12 protein-coding genes are annotated in these 18,900 nt (G+C 64.8%); 4 read left to right on the top strand and 8 right to left on the bottom strand.

Annotated elements, in window-relative coordinates; all coding sequences use genetic code 11:
• Positions 1-19: 19 nt before the first annotated feature.
• The 4 genes from HYH07_RS23910 to HYH07_RS23895 are packed head-to-tail and all read right to left on the bottom strand — an operon-like array spanning position 20 to position 9,152.
• A complete protein-coding gene (locus HYH07_RS23910) occupies positions 20-3,127 on the bottom strand; it encodes an efflux RND transporter permease subunit (RefSeq protein ID WP_220004793.1) in 3,108 nt (1,035 codons plus the stop codon).
• Positions 3,127-6,273: an efflux RND transporter permease subunit gene (locus tag HYH07_RS23905; RefSeq protein ID WP_220004792.1), complete on the bottom strand. Its 3,147-nt coding sequence runs from the start codon at positions 6,271-6,273 to the stop codon at positions 3,127-3,129. Before HYH07_RS23905 ends, HYH07_RS23910 begins: the two co-directional genes overlap by 1 nt.
• Before the next feature lie 37 nt (positions 6,274-6,310).
• Complete coding sequence (locus tag HYH07_RS23900; RefSeq protein WP_220004791.1) at positions 6,311-7,750, bottom strand: efflux RND transporter periplasmic adaptor subunit; 1,440 nt, start codon at positions 7,748-7,750, stop codon at positions 6,311-6,313.
• A complete protein-coding gene (locus HYH07_RS23895) occupies positions 7,740-9,152 on the bottom strand; it encodes an efflux transporter outer membrane subunit (protein ID WP_228749738.1) in 1,413 nt (470 codons plus the stop codon). Before HYH07_RS23895 ends, HYH07_RS23900 begins: the two co-directional genes overlap by 11 nt.
• Before the next feature lie 481 nt (positions 9,153-9,633).
• Between HYH07_RS23895 and HYH07_RS23890 the strand changes: the two genes are divergently transcribed.
• The 4 genes from HYH07_RS23890 (at position 9,634) to HYH07_RS23875 (ending at position 14,244) form a co-directional block, all read left to right on the top strand.
• A complete protein-coding gene (locus HYH07_RS23890; RefSeq protein WP_220004789.1) occupies positions 9,634-10,947 on the top strand; it encodes an NAD(P)/FAD-dependent oxidoreductase in 1,314 nt (437 codons plus the stop codon).
• Between the two features lie 4 nt (positions 10,948-10,951).
• Positions 10,952-11,782 (top strand): DUF1365 domain-containing protein, encoded by an 831-nt coding sequence (locus HYH07_RS23885; RefSeq protein WP_220004788.1) that lies wholly within the window; start codon positions 10,952-10,954, stop codon positions 11,780-11,782.
• Positions 11,783-11,881: 99 nt separating this feature from the next.
• Entirely contained in the window at positions 11,882-13,111 is a 1,230-nt protein-coding gene (locus HYH07_RS23880; RefSeq protein WP_220004787.1) for a cyclopropane-fatty-acyl-phospholipid synthase family protein, read from the top strand.
• Between the two features lie 98 nt (positions 13,112-13,209).
• The gene (locus HYH07_RS23875; protein WP_057754892.1) at positions 13,210-14,244 is read left to right on the top strand and encodes a cysteine synthase A; all 1,035 of its coding nucleotides are present in this window, start codon (positions 13,210-13,212) and stop codon (positions 14,242-14,244) included.
• A gap of 28 nt (positions 14,245-14,272) precedes the next feature.
• Here the strand turns inward: HYH07_RS23875 and HYH07_RS23870 are convergent, their stop codons facing one another.
• The 4 genes from HYH07_RS23870 to HYH07_RS23855 are packed head-to-tail and all read right to left on the bottom strand — an operon-like array spanning position 14,273 to position 18,784.
• Positions 14,273-15,010, bottom strand: coding sequence for an amino acid ABC transporter ATP-binding protein (locus HYH07_RS23870; RefSeq protein ID WP_220004786.1), 738 nt, complete (start codon positions 15,008-15,010; stop codon positions 14,273-14,275).
• An 11-nt stretch (positions 15,011-15,021) separates the two neighbouring features.
• The gene (locus HYH07_RS23865; RefSeq protein WP_220004785.1) at positions 15,022-16,542 is read right to left on the bottom strand and encodes an amino acid ABC transporter permease; all 1,521 of its coding nucleotides are present in this window, start codon (positions 16,540-16,542) and stop codon (positions 15,022-15,024) included.
• Complete coding sequence (locus tag HYH07_RS23860; RefSeq protein WP_220004784.1) at positions 16,539-17,744, bottom strand: amino acid ABC transporter permease; 1,206 nt, start codon at positions 17,742-17,744, stop codon at positions 16,539-16,541. The genes HYH07_RS23865 and HYH07_RS23860 overlap by 4 nt, the downstream gene beginning before the upstream one ends.
• A 23-nt stretch (positions 17,745-17,767) precedes the next feature.
• A complete protein-coding gene (locus HYH07_RS23855; protein WP_220004783.1) occupies positions 17,768-18,784 on the bottom strand; it encodes an amino acid ABC transporter substrate-binding protein in 1,017 nt (338 codons plus the stop codon).
• Positions 18,785-18,900: the final 116 nt, after the last annotated feature.

The following is an 18,900-nucleotide window of genomic DNA, read 5'->3' as shown; positions in this document are numbered from 1 at the left end:
GGCACAGCCGTTCAACAACCTATTCCGCCGGCGCCGGCAGCGCACGCGGCTCGGACCGCCGACGCAGGCGGTCAATCAGCAGGTAAATCACCGGCGTGGTGTAGAGGGTCAGGACCTGCGAGACGAACAGGCCGCCGATGATGGTGATGCCGAGCGGACGGCGCAGCTCCGTGCCCGGCCCGGTCGCGACCACGAGCGGAATGCCGGCAAACAGCGCGGCCATGGTCGTCATCAGGATCGGACGGAAACGCGCCTGGCAGGCCTCGAAGATCGCCTCGGCCGAGGACAGGCCGCGCTGGCGCTCGGCATCGAGCGCGAAGTCGACCATCATGATGCCGTTCTTCTTGACGATGCCGATCAACAGGATGATGCCGACGAAGGCGATCACCGTCAGCGGCGTGTTGGTGATCTGCAGCGCCAGCAGCGCCCCGAGGCCGGCCGAGGGCAGTGTCGAGATGATCGTGAGCGGATGGGCGAGGCTCTCATAGAGCACCCCGAGCACGATATACATCGCCACCAGCGCGCCGAGGATCAAGAGCGGCTGCCGGCCGCTGGTCCTGGCGAATTCGCCGGCATTGCCGTCGAAGCTGCCGCGGATGCCCTCGGGCATGTGCAATTCATCGACCGCACGCTGGATGTTCTGCGTGGCAGCCTCGAGCACGACGTCAGGCAAGGTGTTGAACGATACCGTGGTCGAGGGCACCGATTGCGAATGATAGACCGCGAGCGCGGCAAGCCCGCGCGTCGCGCGGACCACGGCCGACAGCGGCACCTGCACGCCACCAGCGCCGGCGACGTAGATGCGATCGAGATTGGACGGGTCGACCTGGAATTTCGGATCGATCTCCAGCACCGTCATGTACTGGTTGCGCTGGGTGTAGATGATCGATATCTGGCGTTGCGAGAACGCGTTGTTCAGGGCGTTGTCGATGTCCTGCACCCTGACGCCGAGCGCTGCGGCCTTCTGGCGGTCGATGTTCAATGTCAGCTGGAGCCCGCCGGGATCGCGGTCGCTGGAGATGTCGGTGATGCCCTCCACCGTCTCCATCCGCTTGGCCACGATCGGCGCCCATTTCTGCAGCAGATCGAGGTCGGTGCTGGAGAGCGTATATTGGAAATTGGAATCGCTTTGCCGCCCGCCGGCGCGCACGTCCTGGGCGGCGAACATGAACAGACGAATGCCGGGTACGGGAAACAGCGCTTTCCTGAGACGGTCGATCACGATCTGGGTCGAGACGTGATCGCGCTCTTCCGGCGGCTTCAGGCTGATGAACATGGTGCCACGATTCGAGGTCGCCGAACCGGGGCCCCCGACACCACTGCCGACGGTCGAGCCGATGCCGGCGACGGCCGGATCCTGCATCACGATGTCGGCGAGCCGCTGCTGCAGGCTCAGCATCGACTGGAACGAGATGTCGGCCGAGGCGCGCGTCGCGCCGATGACGAAGCCGGAATCGTCGACCGGGAAATCGGATTTGGGAACCTTGATGTAGAGCGTTACGGTCAGACCGATGGTGGCAAAGAAGACCAGCAGCGTCAGCAGCGGGAATTCGAGCACGGCGCGCAAGGTGCGGGCATAAAAGGCGACGATACGCGATAGCAAACCTTCGATGACGCGATCGAACAGCGTCGCTGTCTCCGACGTCGTCTGCCTGACGTAATGGGCGCAGATCATCGGCGTCACCGTCAGCGACACCAGGGTCGAGACCACGATCGCGAAGGTCAGCGTCAATGAGAATTCACGCAGCAGGCGTCCCTGAATCCCGTTCATGAAAAGCAGCGGCGTGAACGCCGCGATCAGCGACAGGCTGATCGAAACCACGGTGAAGCCGATCTGTTTGGCGCCCTCGAGCGCCGCCCGCATCGGCCGCATGCCATGTTCGAGGTTGCGGAACATGTTCTCGATCATGACGATGGCGTCGTCGACGACGAAGCCGACCGAGATCGCCAGCGCCATCAGCGACAGATTGTCGATCGAGAAGCCGGCGACCCACATGCCGGCACAGGTGCCGGCCAGCGCCAGCGGCACCGAGATGCCGGCGGCGATCGTCGGCGTGATCCGACGCAGGAACCCGAACACCACGACCATCACCAGGCCGGCGGTCGCAAGCAGCGTCCACTGCATGTCCATCACGCTGGCGCGGATCGTGGTGGTCCGATCGACCAGCGTAGACACGTCAACGCCGGCCGGAATCCATTGCTTCAGCTCGGGGATCAGCGCCTTGACCCGGTCGACGGTGTCGATGACGTTGGCGTCACCCTGCTTGGTGATCTGGATCAGCACCGCCGGCTGCTTGTTGAACCAGGCGATCGAGCGCGCGTTGCGGACGCTGTCCTCGATATCGGCGACGTCGGAGAGCCGGACGAAATTGCCGTTCGAGCTCTTGACCAGGATGTCGCGGAACTCTTTCGCTGTGCGCATCTGCCGGTTCAGCGACAGCGTCTCGCTCTGGCGCTCGCCGTTGAAGATGCCGACGGGGCCAAGCGGGTTGGCGTTGATGATAGCGGTACGCACGTCGTCGGTGGCGATCCCCGCATTCGACAGCGCGACCGGGTTGAGCTGAATCCGCACCGCCGGCTGGTCGGCGCCCGATACCGTCACGTCGCCGACACCAGGTACCTGCGAGATGCGCTGCGCCAGCACGGTATCGGCGACGTCGTAAATCGCGCTCGCCGACAGCGTCTTGGAGGTCAGCGCCAGCACGAAGACCGGCGCGCCGGCCGTGTTCGCTTTCCGGAAGCGCGGCAGCGCCGGCAGGTCGCTGGGCAGGTCGACGAGGGCCGCGTTGATCGCGGCCTGCACATCGCGCGCCGCCTTGTCGATGTTGCGGCCGATGTCGAACTGGAGCTGGATGTTCGCGACGCCGAGCGACGACGTCGAGGTGATCTGGTTGATGCCGGCGATTTCACCGAGCCGCCGTTCAAGCGGCGCGGCGACGGTGGCCGCCATCACCGACGGGTCGGCGCCGGGACGGCTCGCCGAGACGAAGATGGCGGGGAAGTCGACGTTGGGGACGGAGGCGACGGGAAGGAATTCGTAGGCGACCGCTCCCAGCAGGAACAGCCCGATCGACAGCAGCGTGGTCGCGACGGGACGGCGGATGAACGGTTCCGAGATCGATGCCATCACTGCATCCCCTCGGTCGCACCGGCCGTGGGCGCCTCGGGCTCCGGCGGCGGCAGCGCCCGCTCGAGGCGGCGATTGATGCGGTCGAGCGCAAGGTAGATCACGGGCGTGGTGTAGAGCGTCAGCAGCTGGCTCAGGAGCAGGCCGCCGATGATGGAGATGCCGAGCGGAAAGCGCAGCTCGGCGCCGGTGCCGCTCTCGATCGCCAGCGGCAGCGCGCCGAACAGCGCCGCGAGCGTCGTCATCATGATCGGCCGGAAGCGCAACAGGCAGGCCTGCACGATCGCCTCGTGGGCCGGCATGCCCTGCCCGCGCTCGGCCTCCAGCGCGAAGTCGATCATCATGATCGCGTTCTTCTTGACGATGCCCATCAGGAGGATGATGCCGATCAGGCCGATCACCGAGAGATCCTGCCCAAACAGCATCAGCGCCAGGATGGCGCCGACGCCGGCCGATGGCAGCGTCGAGAGGATCGTGATCGGGTGAATGTAGCTCTCGTAGAGCACGCCCAGCACGATGTAGATCGTGATCACGGCGGCGAGCAGCAGCCAGGGCTGGCCTGCCAGCGCCTTGGCGAATTCGGCCGCGTCGCCCGCATAGACGCCGACGATGCTGCTGGGCATTTCGATCCGGGTCTCGATCGCTTTCACCGCCTCGACGGCGTCGCCGAGCGCGGCGCCCGGGGCGAGGTTGAAGCTGAGCGAGATCGCCGGGAATTGCGCCTGGTGCGAGATCGCCAGCGGCGCCGTGGTGCGCTTCAAGGTCGCCACCGCATCGAGCGGCACCTGCGCGTTGGGCGCGCCGGCGGTCGCGCTGGCGCCGCCCGGCAGATACAGCTTTGACAGGATCGAGGGATCGCGCTGGTACATCGGGAGCGCTTCCAGCACCACGCGGTATTGGTTGGCCTGGCCGTAGATGGTCGAGATCTGCCTTTGGGCAAAAGCATCGTTGAGCGTGTCGGTGATGGCCTGCAGGCTGACGCCGAGCTGGCCGGCGCGGGTGCGGTCGACCTCGAGCTGCGCGCGCAGGCCGCCCTCCTGGGCTTCCGAGGAGACGTCGCGGAACAAGGGATCGCGCCGCATTTCATCGACGAGCTTGCGCGCCCATTCCGACACCAGCGCCGCGTCGGTGCCGGTCAGCGTGTACTGGTATTGCGAACGGCTCGACTGGGTCGAGATCTGCACGTCCTGCACCGGCTGGAAATAGACGGTCATGCCGGGAATGCCGGAGACCTTGTCCTTCAACCGGGCAATGACCGCTCCGATATCGTCGCGTCGCTCGCCACGCGGCTTCAGCGTCATGACGAGGCGCCCGACATTGGTGGTCGGATTGACCGAACCCGCACCAATCACCGAGACGACGCCTGTGACGTCGGGATCGGCCTTGATGGCGTCGGCGGCATCGGCCTGCCGCTTCTGCATCTCGGCGAAGGAGACATCTGGGCCGGCCTCTGTCACCGCGGTGATCGAGGCGGTGTCCTGCAGCGGCAAGAACCCCTTTGGCGCGACGACATACAGGACGAGTGTTGCGGCCAGCGTCACGAAGGTCACGACCAGCGTGGTGCGCTGATGCCGCAACACCACGAGCAGCGTGCGGTGATAGAATTCGACGGTGCGATCGATCAAGCGGCTGATGGCGGCGAGGCCCGGCACCGCCAGCTCCTCATGGGTGTGCTTGAGCAGGCGCGAGCACATCATCGGCGTCAGCGTCAGCGAGACCACCGCCGAGGTCACGACCGCAATCGTCAGCGTCAGCGCAAATTCGCGGAACATGCGTCCCACAAGACCCGACATGAACAACAGCGGGATGAACACCGCGATCAGCGACACCGTCAGCGAGATCACTGTGAAGCCGATTTCACTGGCACCCCTCAGCGAGGCGGTCATCGCGTTGTCGCCATTCTCCATGTGGCGGACGATGTTCTCGATCATCACGATGGCGTCGTCGACCACGAAGCCGGTGCCGATCGTCAGCGCCATCAGCGACAGATTGTCGAGGCTGAAGCCGGCAAAATACATGATGCCGAAGCTCGTGATCAGCGACAGCGGCAGCGCCACGCCCGCGATCAGTGTTGCGCGCAGCGAGCGCAGGAACAGCAGCACGACCAGCGTCACCAGCACGACGGCAAGCACGAGCGTGAACTGCACGTCGTGGACCGAGGCGCGAATGGTGACGGTGCGGTCTGAGACGATGGTCAGTTTAACGCCGGCCGGAATGGCGCGCTGCACCTTCGGGATCTCGGCGCGGATCTGGCTCACGACGTCAATGACGTTGGCGCCGGGCTGGCGCTGGATGTCGATGATGACGGCCGGCGTGCCCTGGTACCAGCCGCCGGTGCGGTCGTTCTCGAGCCCGTCGACGATCTGCGCGACGTCGCCGATCGTCACCGGCGAGCCGTTGCGATAGGCGATGATGATGGGACGGTAGGCCTCGGCGGCGGCGATCTGGTCGTTGGCCGCGATGATGTAGGACTGCTGGGCACCGTCGAGCGAGCCCTTTGGCCCGGAGACATTGGCGTTGGCGATGGCCGCGCGCAAGTCCTCCATGGCGATGCCGTAGGCGGCAAGCCGCGCCAGATCGGCCTGGATGCGCACCGCCGGCTTCAACCCGCCGAGCACGGAGACGCGGCCGACGCCGGAGATCTGGCTGAGACGTTGGGCCAGCAGCGTGTCGGCGATGTCGCTCATCGCCCGCAGCGAGATCGTGTCCGAGCGCAGCGCGAGCGTCATGACCGGCGCATCCGCCGGGTTCACCTTGGCGTAGGTCGGCGGGTAAGGCAGCGTCTTGGGCAAGACGCCGGCGGCGGCATTGATCGCGGCCTGCACGTCCTGGGTCGCACCGTCGATGTCGCGGTTGAGGTCGAACTGCAGCGAGATCTGGCTGACGCCGAACGAACTCGTCGAGTTCATCGCCGTCAGCGACGGGATCTGGCCGAGCTGCCGCTCCAGCGGCGCGGTGATCAGCGAGGCGATCACGTCGGGACTCGCGCCCGGCAGCTGCGTCGTCACCTGCACCGTCGGGAAGTCGACCTGCGGCAGCGCCGAGACAGGCAGCGCGAAATAGCCGAGCAGCCCGCCGATCAGCAGCGCAATGCCAAGCAGCGAAGTTGCGATCGGCCGGCGGATGAAGGGTTCGGAGACACCCATGGGATACGCCTGCCGCGTCAGGCGGCTGTTGCCGGGATCATGGCTGCTTGGCTCCAGATCCGGATGATTGAGCCCCCGATGGTTGAGCCCCCGGCCCCGGCGCTGGGCCCGTCTGGCCCTTCTGGTCGCCTTCGCTGCTCTTCCGCTTGGCGCGGAATTCGCCGTCCTTGCCTTGTCCGTCTTTCTGACCGTCCTTCTGACCCTCCTTGGCCTGACCGCCCTTCCCGTCGGCTTGCGGCGCGCGCGTCCGCTTGCGCGGGGCGAGATCGGCCGACGGCGTCTGCTCGTCGCGGCCGACGATCACCTTGGAGCCGTCGGACAGATTGGCGAAGCCGGTGGTGACCACCTTGTCGTTCGCCGTCAGGCCGCTCGCAATGACCGCATCATGCTCGTTCTGCTGCGTCACCGTGACAGGCTTGGCCGTCACAACGTTGTCCTCGCCGATGACGTAGCTGAACGTGCCGATCGGCCCGCGCTGCACCGCCGAGGTCGGCACCACCAGGGCCTGGTTCAGCGTTTCGACCTTGAGGCGGACATTGACGAACTGCCCGGGCCAGAGCTGGTAATTGGCGTTGGGGAATTCCGCCTTGAGCCTCAGCGTGCCCGTGGTCTGGTCGACCTGGTTGTCGATGCCGGTGAGCTTGCCGGTGTCGATCACGGTGACGCCATCATTGCCGAACACGTCGACCGACAGCGCGCCCTTCGCGGCCGCCGCATTGACCCGCATGATCTGCTGCTGCGGCAGGCTGAACCACACCGCGATCGGCTGCAATTGCGTGATGACGACGAGGCCGGTGGTGTCGGAGGCGTGGATGATGTTGCCCTGGTCGACCTGGCGCAGGCCGGCGCGGCCCGACAGCGGCGCGACGATCTTGGTGTAGCTCAGCGTCGCCGCCGCATTGTCGATCGCAGCCTGGTCGGCCTTGACCAGCGCCTCGGTCTGCGCGACGGCGGCGCGCTGGGTGTCGGCCTGCTGCTTGGAGCCCGCATTGGAGGCAGCTAACTGCTCGTAGCGCGCAAGGTCGATGCGCTGGTTGGCGAGCTGGGCTTCGTCCTGTGCCTTCTTGGCCACGGCCTGGTCATAGGTCGCCTGGTAGAGCGCCGGGTCGATCTCGCCGAGCACATCGCCCTTCTTGACGTCCTGGCCTTCGGTGAACTTCACCGCGATCAGCTTGCCGTCGACCTGGGAGCGCACGGTGACCGTGTTGAGCGCGCGGATGGCGCCGACGCCGTCGAGATAGACGGGCACGTCCTGAATCCTGGGCGTCGCAGCCAGCACCGGCACCGGCAGATCGGGCCGTTGCTGGCCGCGACCGCCGCCGGCCTGCTGCGGCTGCTGATGCCACACGGTCCAGCCGAGATAACCGAGCCCGCCGAGGATCGCGAGTGTGATCAGGGTCATGACGAGGCCGCGGCCGCGCGACTTCTTCGCCATCCCCGCTTTCGCGCCGTCCTTTGTATCCGGCTTAAAGAGCATTGACCGGTTTCTCCATTCGCGGCTCCCAGCCGCCGCCGAGCGCCTGATACAGGCTGACGATGGCAAGAAGCCGTGCGAGCTGCGCCTGTGACAGGGTGTCTTCGGCCTGGAACAGCGTCAGCTGGGTGTTGAGCACGGTCACGATATCGGCCGTGCCGGCGCGCAGCTGCTGCTCGGCGAGATCGAAGGCGCGCCGCGAGGCGTTGACCACGTCGCGCTGCAATTGCAGCTTGATCGTGGTCTGCTTGATTGAAAATAGTGCGTTGTCGACGTCGGTGAAGGCCTGGACGATGGTTTTGCGGTAGGTCTGCAGCAGTTCGTCCTGCCGCGCCTTGGCATATTCGAAATTGCCGAGGATCTTGCCGCCGTCGAAGATCGGCTGGGTCGCGCTGCCGACCAGCTGGAAGAACGCCGCGTGCGGCTGGAACAGCGAAAACAGCGCCGAGCTCTGATAGCCGCCATTGCCGGTGAGCTGGATGCTCGGGAAGAACTGCGCGCGAGCGTTGCCGATATTCGCGGTGGCGGAGGCGAGCTGCGCCTCCTGCCGGCGGATATCAGGCCGCTGCGTCAGCAGCTCCGACGGCAGCCCCGGCGTGACACGCGGAATGGCGATCCGGTCCAGCGAGCCGCCGGCAAGGCGCACGCTCTCCGGCGGGCGCGACACCAGCACCGCGAGCGCATTGCTGTTCTGATCGAGGGTCTGGCGCAAGGGCGGCACCAGCGCCTTCTGGTTGGCGAGCACGCTCTCCTGCTGGGCGACGTCGAGGTCGGTCCCCGTCCCGGCCTTGCGGCGCTCGCGGATGGCATCGAGGATGCGCTGGGCGCTGGCGATGTTGCGCTGGGCGGTGCGCAGGCGGTCCTGCGAGGCCAGCACCTGGAAATAAGCATTGGCAACGGCGGCGAGCGTGGTCAGCGCGACGGTGTCGCGATCGAAGCGGTTGGCCTTGGCGGTCTCCTCCGCCGTTTGCAGCGCATCGCGATTCTGGCCCCAGAAATCGAGCTGATAGCTCGCGCTCAGCGACGCCTGGTAGTTGACGACCTCACGGCCACCATTGGTGAGCCCCGAAGCCGAGGAGCCGGAGGTGCGCGAATAAGTCTCTTGTCCCGTTCCCGACAGGCTCGGCAACAGCGCCGCGCCCGCCTGGCGCGCCTGCGCATCGGCCTCGACGATGCGCGCGACCGCGGCAGCGATATCGAGATTGACGGTCTGCGCCTCTTCCATCAGCTGCGTCAGCTCGGCCGAGCGGAAGCCGCGCCACCAATCCAGCGAGGGCGGTGCGTCCGCCTTCCCGGCATATTTGTACTGCGTGGGGACATCGAGCGCGGGATCGGGAAGGTCCTGGGTCAACACGCAGGCGCCCGAGCTCGAGGCCAGGAATAGCACGGCGACCGCACGCAGCATTCGGGGGGCAGCCCCAAGGACTTGACCAAGGACTTGACCAAGGACTGGCCGCCTGACGAGGGCCGGAACCCGCTGTGTCACATCCACCCCCCGACGGGCAGGTCATGCCGCTCCCGCGCGGCCGGACGAGCCGATAGGCGGGCGGGCGGCCGGAGGCCATTGTGTAACTCGTTCACAGCGTGATGCTTTCTGCGGAACCGGAGATTCATACTAGCCGGGCGCGGAACTGCGGGACAGTCCCGCACCCGCGAAACGCACAGCCGATCACGCTCGCGATCCGGTCATCGGAATGGAAGATATGCCTGTCCTGCAGCGGCTTTTTCGATTTCAGAAAGGTCCGGAAACACATCCAGCTTACAAAGATTTCATGTGATATTGCAGCCACAGCCGCACCGAAGACCCAAAGCCAGGCCTGCTCTCCACTGAAACCCGCACCGCAACGCACCGTAGCTTGTCCAGCACGAGGCAGGGACATTGACGCATGCGCATCGCGGTCATCGGAACGGGCATTGCCGGCAACACGGCGGCCTGGACGCTTTCCCAGCGCTACCCGGTGACGGTCTATGAGCGCGAGCTGCGTCCGGGCGGCCATAGCCACACCGTCACCATCGACTATCAGGGCACGCCCGTGACCGTCGATATCGGCTTCATCGTCTACAACGAGCTCAACTATCCCGATCTGACCGCGATGTTCGCCCATCTCGGCGTTGCCACGGTCGCAAGCTGCATGAGCTTTGCGGTGTCCGCCGATGGTGGCCGTTTCGAATGGCGCGGCGGTGGCAATGATTGGTGGGCGACCGGGGCCGGCCTGTTCGCTCAACCGGGCAATCTGCTCTCCCCGTCCTACCTGCGGATGCTGACGGAGATCCCGGCGTTCGGCCGCCAAAGTATCGACGACCTTCGGAGCGGCCGCCTCAGCGGACTGACGCTCGGCGCCTATTTCCGCCAGCGGCGGTTCTCCAAGCGACTTCTGACCGACTATCTCGTCCCCATGGGCGCTGCGATCTGGTCGGCTCCTGCGCGCGAAATACTAGACTTTCCGGCCGAGAACTTCGTCGCTTTCTTCGACAATCATCGCCTGCTGCACTACGACCGGCCGGTCTGGCGCACGGTCAGGGGCGGCAGCCGGACCTATGTCGGGCGGCTCCAGGCCGCGTTCAGGGACCGCATCAGGTTCGGCTGCGCCGTGACATCGATCGCGCGCACGTCGCATGGTGTCGTGGTCGGTGACAGCCACGGCCGGCACGAGGGTTTCGACCATGTGGTGATCGCAGCGCACAGTGACCAGGCGCTCGCGATGCTGTCTGATGCAGACAAGCGCGAGCGCGACATCCTCGGCGCCATCAACTATTCTCCGAACAAGGTCTATCTGCATCGCGACATCAGGCTGATGCCGAAGCGGCGCCGCGCCTGGGCGTCGTGGAATTTCCTGCGCTGGCAGCGCGAGGGAGCGGCGATGAACGACGTCGCGGTGACCTACTGGATGAACCGGCTTCAAGGGATTGACGCCGACAAGCCGTTGTTCGTCAGCCTCAACCCGCCCTTCGAACCCGCGCCCGAGCTCACCTTCGGTCAATATCTGTGCGAGCATCCGCAGTACAATGCGGCGGCCTTTGCGGCCCAGAAGCGCCTGGCTGAGATCCAGGGCCCGCGGCACACCTGGTTTTGCGGCGCCTGGACCGGCTACGGCTTTCACGAGGACGGCTTGCGCTCGGGCCTTTCGGTCGCCGAAGCGCTGGGGGTGACAGCGCCCTGGCGCACGGCCCCCGTCGAGCTGGCGGAGGCTGCGGAGTAGCGCGATGGCGAGGACAGCCCTTCCGGCATCGGATGCCGCCGCGCTCTATTTCGGCGACGTGATGCACGCGCGGCTGAAGCCGATGGGCCATCGCTTCAGCTACCGCGTCATGAGCCTCCTGATCGATCTCGACCGGCTGGATGAGGCTAACAGGCAGTCGGCGCTGTTCGGCGTCAATCGCGCCGCGCTCTACAGTTTCCACGAGAAGGATCACGGCCCGCGCGACGGCTCCTCGCTGCGCGCCTATGCGCAGCGCTGCGCTGCCGCTGAAGGCATCGACCTCGAGGGCGGCCGGGTCGAGTTGCTGTGCTATCCCCGCCTGCTCGGCTACGGCTTCAATCCGCTCTCGGTTTATTTCTGCCGCAACGCCGCTGGCGAGCTGGTGCTGGTGATCTACGAGGTGCGCAACACCTTTGGCGAGATTCATCCATACGTGTTGCCTGTCGGGGCCGGCGAGCTGAACGCCGCGGGTCTGCGGCAGCAACAGGACAAGCTGTTCTACGTCTCGCCCTTCGTGCCGATGGCGATGCGCTACCATTTCCGGGTGCTGCCGCCGTCCGACACGGTCAAGCTGCGCATCCTGGAGACCGACCACCACGGCCCGCTGCTCGCGGCGACCTTCAGCGGTCGCCGCCGGGCTCTGACCACGCCTTCCCTGCTGCGATCGTTCTTCAGCCTGCCGCTCGTCAGCCTCAAGGTGATGGCGGCGATCCACTGGGAGGCGCTGCGGCTCTGGCTCAAAGGAGCGCGGCTGGTGCCACACCCCGATGCCGCAGGGCAGCGCAGCGACGAAACCATCTTGGCGCAGGGCAAATCACGCCCCTATATTATTTGATCGCTGACCGTTTGTGGGGCGCTCGGGTCAAGCAACAGAGCGGGATGGGCGCGCTCGGCTCGCGGTCGGACAGTATCCGTTGAGACCATGGATCTGCCGATGTCGAATGCCATTTCGGTAACACCTGATGACGTCGAGACAGTGTTCGCCGACCTGCCGCGCATCGTTCGCCTTGCGCTGGCCTTCGGGTCGCGGCTGCGACGCGGCACGCTCGACGTCACTCTGCCCGACGGCCGCGTGATCCGGCTCGGCGGACACGAGCCGGGTCCGAATGCCGCGATGCGGCTGCACAATTACCGCTTCGCATCGCGCCTGATCAACGGCGGCGACATCGGCATTGCCGAAGCCTATCTCGCCGGCGATTGGGACACGCCTGATCTCACGCAGTTTCTGTACCTGTTCTGCGTCAACCATGACCTGATCCAGGCCATGCTGCGCGACAAACCGCTGATGCGGTTCGTGCAGATGGTGCAGCACTGGTTCAACCGCAACACGCGCCGCCAGGCGAGGCGCAACATCCACGCCCATTACGACATCGGCAATGCGTTCTACTCGGCCTGGCTCGATCCGAGCATGACCTATTCGTCGGCGCTGTTCGAAGGCTCGACCACCGATCTCACGGCAGCCCAAACCAACAAATACCGCCGCCTCGCCGAGGCGCTCGACCTGAAGCCCGGCCAGAAGCTGCTCGAGATCGGCTGCGGCTGGGGTGGCTTTGCCGAATTCGCCGCCAAGACCTTTGGCGCGCGCGTCGTCGGCCTGACCATCTCGACCGAGCAGCGCGATTTCGCGCAGAAGCGCATCCACGAAGCAGGGCTTGCCGGACAAGTCGAGATCCGGTTGCAGGATTATCGCGACGAGCGCGATCGCTACGACCGGATTGCCTCGATCGAGATGATCGAGGCGGTCGGCGAGCAATTCTGGCCGCGCTATTTCGCCCAGCTGCGCGACCGGCTGCTGCCGGGCGGATTGGCGGGCATCCAGGCCATCACGATCCAGGACCGGCTCTTCCAGGGCTACCGACGCGAGGTCGATTTCATCCAGCACTATGTTTTTCCCGGCGGCATGCTGCCCTCGCCTGCCGTGCTGAAATCGCTCGGGGACAGGTTCAGCATACCCGTCATCCGTGAGCGCATCTTCGGGCAAGATTATGCCAAGACGCTCGCCACCTGGCGAAATAATTTCCGCGCGGCATGGCCGGCTCTCGCTCCCCTCGGTTTCGACGACCGGTTCCGGCGGCTGTGGGAGTACTATCTCGCCTATTGCGAGGCCGGATTCCTGTCCGGCAATATCGACGTCCGGCAGGTCATCTTCGCAAAGCAGCAATGAGAGTTAAGGCCCTCGCCTTGCAAGGGGTCGCTTGTATGGCTGGCGACCCTACTTTAGGCTCTGACGACTTTCTCGCCCCCAGCCGGTAATTGCCTGACATGACCATCAAGAACGACGTTGTCGAAGCCATCGGCAACACCCCGCTGATCAAGCTCAAGCGCGCATCCGAACTGACCGGCTGCACCATTCTCGGCAAGGCCGAGTTCATGAATCCCGGCCAGTCGGTCAAGGACCGCGCCGGCAAATGGATGATCCTGGAGGCTGAGAAGCGCGGCGAGCTGAAGCCGGGCGGCCTCGTGGTGGAAGCAACCGCCGGCAACACCGGCATTGGGCTCGCGGTGGTCGCAAGCGCGCGGGGCTATCGTACGCTGATCGTGATCCCGGAGACACAGAGCCAGGAGAAGAAGGATTTTCTGAAGCTGTGCGGCGCCGAGCTGCTGGAATCGCCGGCGCTGCCCTACTCCAATCCGAACAATTACCAGCATGTCGGCCGCCGTCTTGCCGACGAGCTGCGCAAGACCGAGCCGAACGGCGTGCTGTTCGCCGACCAGTGGAACAACCTCGACAATGCCAAGGCCCATTACGACTCGACCGGTCCCGAGATCTGGGCGCAGACCGGCGGCAAGATCGACGGCTTCGTCTGTTCGGTCGGCAGCGGCGGCACGCTCGCCGGCGTCAGCCGTTTTCTGAAAGAAAAGAACAAGGACATCAGGATTGCCTGCGCCGATCCGCACGGCGCCGGCATGTTCGAATATTTCAGGACTGGCGAAGCCAAGGCAACGCCCGGCGACTCCATCACGGAAGGCATCGGGCTCGGCCGCAAAACCGCAATCGTCGAGAGCGCCAGGGTCGATGACGCCTTTCTCATTCCGGATGCGGAAGCCGTGAGTGTGATCTACGAGCTGCTGCAGCACGAAGGCCTGTGTCTCGGCGGCTCAACCGGCATCAATATTGTCGGCGCGATGCGGCTCGCCAAGCAGCTCGGGCCCGGCAAGACCATCGTCACCATTCTCTGCGATTCCGGCAGCCGTTATCAGTCGAAGCTGTTCAACGCCGACTTCATGCGGGCCAAGAACCTGCCCGTGCCGGAATGGCTGGAGAAGCGCAGCAACATCAAGCTGCCGTTCGTCTAGCTCGAGCGGTCGGCTCCAGCTGCCTAGCTCAGCGCAGAATCTGGCTCAGGAACAGCTTCGTGCGGGCGTGTTGGGGCGCGGCGAAGAATTCGTTCGGCGTGTTGGCTTCGATGATCTGGCCGGCGTCCATGAACACCACGCGGTTGGCGACTTTCTTGGCAAAGCCCATCTCGTGGGTGACGACCAGCATGGTCATCCCTTCCTCGGCGAGGTCGACCATGGTGTCGAGCACCTCCTTGACCATTTCGGGATCGAGCGCCGAGGTCGGCTCGTCGAACAGCATCACCTTCGGGTTCATGGTCAGCGCGCGCGCGATGGCGACGCGCTGCTGCTGGCCGCCGGACATCTGGCCGGGAAACTTGTTGGCCTGGTGCGGGATCTTGACCCGCTCCAGGAACTTCATCGCGGTGGCTTCGGCATCCTTCTTGGGAATGTTGCGGACCCAGATCGGCGCCAGCGTGCAATTGTCGAGCACGGTGAGATGCGGAAACAGGTTAAAGCTCTGGAACACCATGCCGACCTCGCGGCGCACCGCGTCGACATGCTTGAGGTTCGGCCCGAGCTCGATGCCGTCGACGACGATCTCGCCCTCCTGGAACTCCTCGAGCGCGTTGATGCAGCGGATCAAGGTCGACTTGCCCGAGCCCGAGGGGCCGCAGATGACGATGCGCTCGCCCTTGGTGACGTCGAGGTCGATGTCGCGGAGCACGTGAAACTCGCCGTACCATTTGTTCAGGCCGGAAATCTTGACGATGGGGTCGGACATGGTGGCCTCGATCAATTGCGGCGGTGGGCGTTGAGGCGGTGCTCGACGAAGAGCGAGTAGCGCGACATTCCAAAGCAGAAGATGAAGTAGATGATGCCGACGAAGGCAAAGCCGGTGAACGCGGTCGATGGCGTGGTCCAGACCGGATCGGCGAATGAGGCGCGCAGCGAGCCGAGCAGATCGAACAGCGCGACGATCGACACCAGCGAAGTGTCCTTGAACAGCGAGATGAAGCTGTTGACGATGGCGGGAATGACGTGGCGCAGCGCCTGCGGCAGCACGATCAGCGATGTGGTCTTCCACCACGACAGGCCGAGCGCGGAGGCCGCCTCGCCCTGCCCGCGCGGCACCGCTGCCAGACCGCCGCGCAGGTTCTCGGCCTGATAGGCGCCTGTGAACAGGGAAACACCGATCAGCGCGCGCACCAGCCCGTCGACGGTGAAGTTGCCCGGCAGGAATAAGGGCAGCATGTAGGTCGCGAAGAACAGCACCGTGATCAGCGGCACCCCGCGCCAGAACTCGATATAGGTGATCGAGAAGATCCGGATCAGGGGAATGGTCGAGCGCCGGCCGAGCGCGAGCGCGACGCCGATCGGCAGGGATGCAACGATGCCGGTAATGGCGATCACCAGTGTCACCAGCAGCCCGCCCCACAGCCGCGTATCGACGATCGGCAAGCCCCCATGATCGAGCCCCATCAGCTTGATCACCGCCGCAATGCCGGCGAAGGTGGCAAGGCTCGTGATCAGCGGCCGCGATCCGGCCCGCGCGCCGCCACCGAGCACGAACAGGATCGCCGAGACGACCACGGCGGTGATCAGGAAGTCGAGCCAGGGCCCCTGTCCTGCCACCTGCATCTGGTCGCGTAGCCAGGTCAGTGGAAAGATCACCCAATGCAGCAACGTGCCGATCAGCGCGATGACGCTGCCGATCGCCCACAGCAGCGGGCCGACGGCCGAGGTCTTGCTCAGCCCGACCACAACCGCACCGGCTCCGCTGATGCTGTCGGCGAACAATTGCAGCAGGCCTGCAACCCAGCTCACGCCGAAGCCGGCGATGCCGCCGCCATGCAGCAGAAAGAAAGCGACGGCGGGAAAGGCAAAGAAAAACAGTCCGGCATTCACGCTCTTGGCCGGCAGCCGCGGAATCAGCAGCGGCAGAAGCAGCACAGCGCCCAGCGCGAAGGTCAGGGTGACCCGCCAGCGTTCGGCCTCGGGATAGAAGCCGTAGATAAGCTGCGTGGACTTGGCCTGGATAAAGGGCCAGCAGGCGCCGACCGGATGACCGACATTCTCGGCAAGGCAGGCCGTGCGGTCCTTGCCGCTCCAGACCGCATCGACCAGCAGGAACTTGAAGCTTGGAACAACGATGTACCAGATCAACAACAGGCCCAGGATGGTCAGCAGGATATTGGTCGGCGAGTTCAACAGGCGCGTGCGGACGAAGCCGGCAAAGCCGGTGGTCTTCACCGGCGCCGGGCGCTCGGCAACCAGGTCCTGTCGGACATAGGACGACGCCACGATATCGGTCATGCACCCAGGCTCCGGCTGATGCGCCAGCCATAGACGCTCATGATGGCGCTGGTGACGAGCGAGGTGAGCAGATACACGCCCATCGTCATGGCGATGATCTCGATCGCCTGTCCGGTCTGGCTCAATGCCGTGCCGGCGAACACCGAAACGAGATCGGGATAACCGATCGCGACCGCAAGCGACGAGTTCTTGGTCAGGTTGAGGTACTGGTTGGTGAGCGGCGGCACGATCACGCGCATGGCCTGCGGCACCACGATCAGCCGCAAGGTCGCGCCTCGGCTAAGGCCCAGCGAGGAGCCCGCCTCCATCTGCCCCTTGTGGACCGAGAGGATCCCTGCACGCACGATCTCGGCGATGAAGGCCGCGGTATAGGTCGACAGCCCCACTGTCAGTGCGACGAATTCCGGAATGACCCGCGCCCCGCCGGCAAAATTGAATCCCTTCAGCTGTGGAAATTCGAACGTGACGGGAGGACCGAAGGCAAGGATCGTCGCGAGCGGCAATCCGACAAGCAAAATCAGTGCGTATGGCCAGATCCGGATCACGCGGCCCTGACCGAACAGCGCCGTCTTCGCGTAGCTGCGCAACGCCAGCGACGCGACAAGGCCGAGCGCCAGCGCGGCAAGGAAAGGAACGAGGCCAGGCTGCCCCAGCGCCGACGGCACGATCACGCCACGATTGTTGAGAAAGAAGGCGCCGAGGACCGACACGCTCTGCCGCGGCGACGGCAACGCCGCGAGCACGGCGAGATACCAGAACAGGATCTGGAACAGTAGCGGCAGGTTTCGGATCGCCTCGACATAGAGGCCGCCGACGCGCGACACCAGCCAGTTCGGTGACAGACGGCAGAGCGCCACGACGAAACCGATCACGGTGGCAAAGAAGATGCCGACCACCGAGACCAGCAGCGTGTTCAGCACGCCGACCAGGAACACGCGGAAATAGGTATCTGACGCCGAATAGGAAATCAGGGTCTGATTGACATCGAAGCTGGCACTGTTTTGCAGGAACCCGAAGCCCGCGGCAATGTGCTGGGTTTCCAGGTTGGTGCGGGCATTGGATATGATCTCATAGGCCATCCATGCCAGGATCGCGCCAAAGACAAGCTGGACGGCAACGCCGTTCCAGCCTGCCTTGCCACCAAGCGCGCGCCGGAGCTTCAGCGCGATCTGCGGTGGCGGTTTCCGGGCCTCGACGCCCATCGGCGCAGCCTTCGCTTTGCCGATCAGCGGATCGGCGGCGCGTATTGCAGGCCGCCCTTGGACCAGAGGGCGTTGACGCCGCGGGCGATCTTGAGCGGCGAGCCGGCGCCGACGTTGCGATCGAACGACTCTCCATAATTGCCGACCGCCTTGACGATCCGGATCACCCAATCCTTGGTGAGGCCAAGCTGTTCGCCGAGATTGCCGTCGGTGCCGAGCACCCGCTTCAGCTCCGGCTTGTCGGACTTCACCATCTCGTCGACGTTCTTCTGGGTGATGCCGAGCTCCTCGGCCGTCACCATCGCAAACAGCGTCCATTTCACGATGTCGAACCACTGATCATCGCCGTGACGCACCATCGGACCCAGCGGCTCCTTGGAAATGATCTCGGGCAGCACAACGTGATCGGCAGGATTCGTCAGCTTCAGGCGGGTGGCATAGAGTCCGGACGAATCGTCGGTGAAGACGTCGCATCGCCCCGACTCGTAGGCCTTGACGGTCTCGTCGATCGTGCCGAACGCGATCACCTCATACTTCATGTTGTTGGCCTTGAAGTAGTCGGCGAGGTTCAGCTCGGTGGTGGTGCCGGTCTGGACGCAGACGGAGGCGCTGTTGAGCTCCAGCGCTGAATTCACCTTGAGCGACTTCTTCACCATGAAGCCCTGCCCGTCATAATAAGTCACGCCGGTGAAATTGGCGCCAAGCGAGGTGTCGCGCGATATCGTCCAGGTGGTGTTGCGCGACAGCACGTCGATCTCGCCGGATTGGAGCGCCGTGAAACGGTCCTTGGCAGACAGCGACACGAACTTGACCTTGGTCGGATCATTGAAGACCGCGGCGGCGATCGCGCGGCAAACGTCGACGTCAATACCGGTCCAGTTGCCCTTGTCGTCGGGCGAGGAGAAGCCGGGCAGGCCCTGGCTGACGCCGCAGGACAACATGCCCCGATCCTTGATGGTCTTGAGCGTTTGCGCGTCAGCAGCTTGGGCTGAGAGGCCGGTGGCGAGAGCAAGAGAGAGAGCCAGGGTTACACGTTTCATGGGCTTCAAGCCTTTCAAAGTCATCTCAAGGTCGGGAACGGAATCCCTGCAAGGACACGCCTTGCAAGAGTCATGCTGGAAAACCTTGCCGAACACCCGCCCATCCCAGGGAGCCA

This window comes from Bradyrhizobium sp. BR 10261, from assembly GCF_019455395.1.
Classification (GTDB): Bacteria; Pseudomonadota; Alphaproteobacteria; order Rhizobiales; family Xanthobacteraceae; genus Bradyrhizobium; species Bradyrhizobium manausense.
This window is presented reverse-complemented; position numbering and strand designations above follow the sequence as displayed.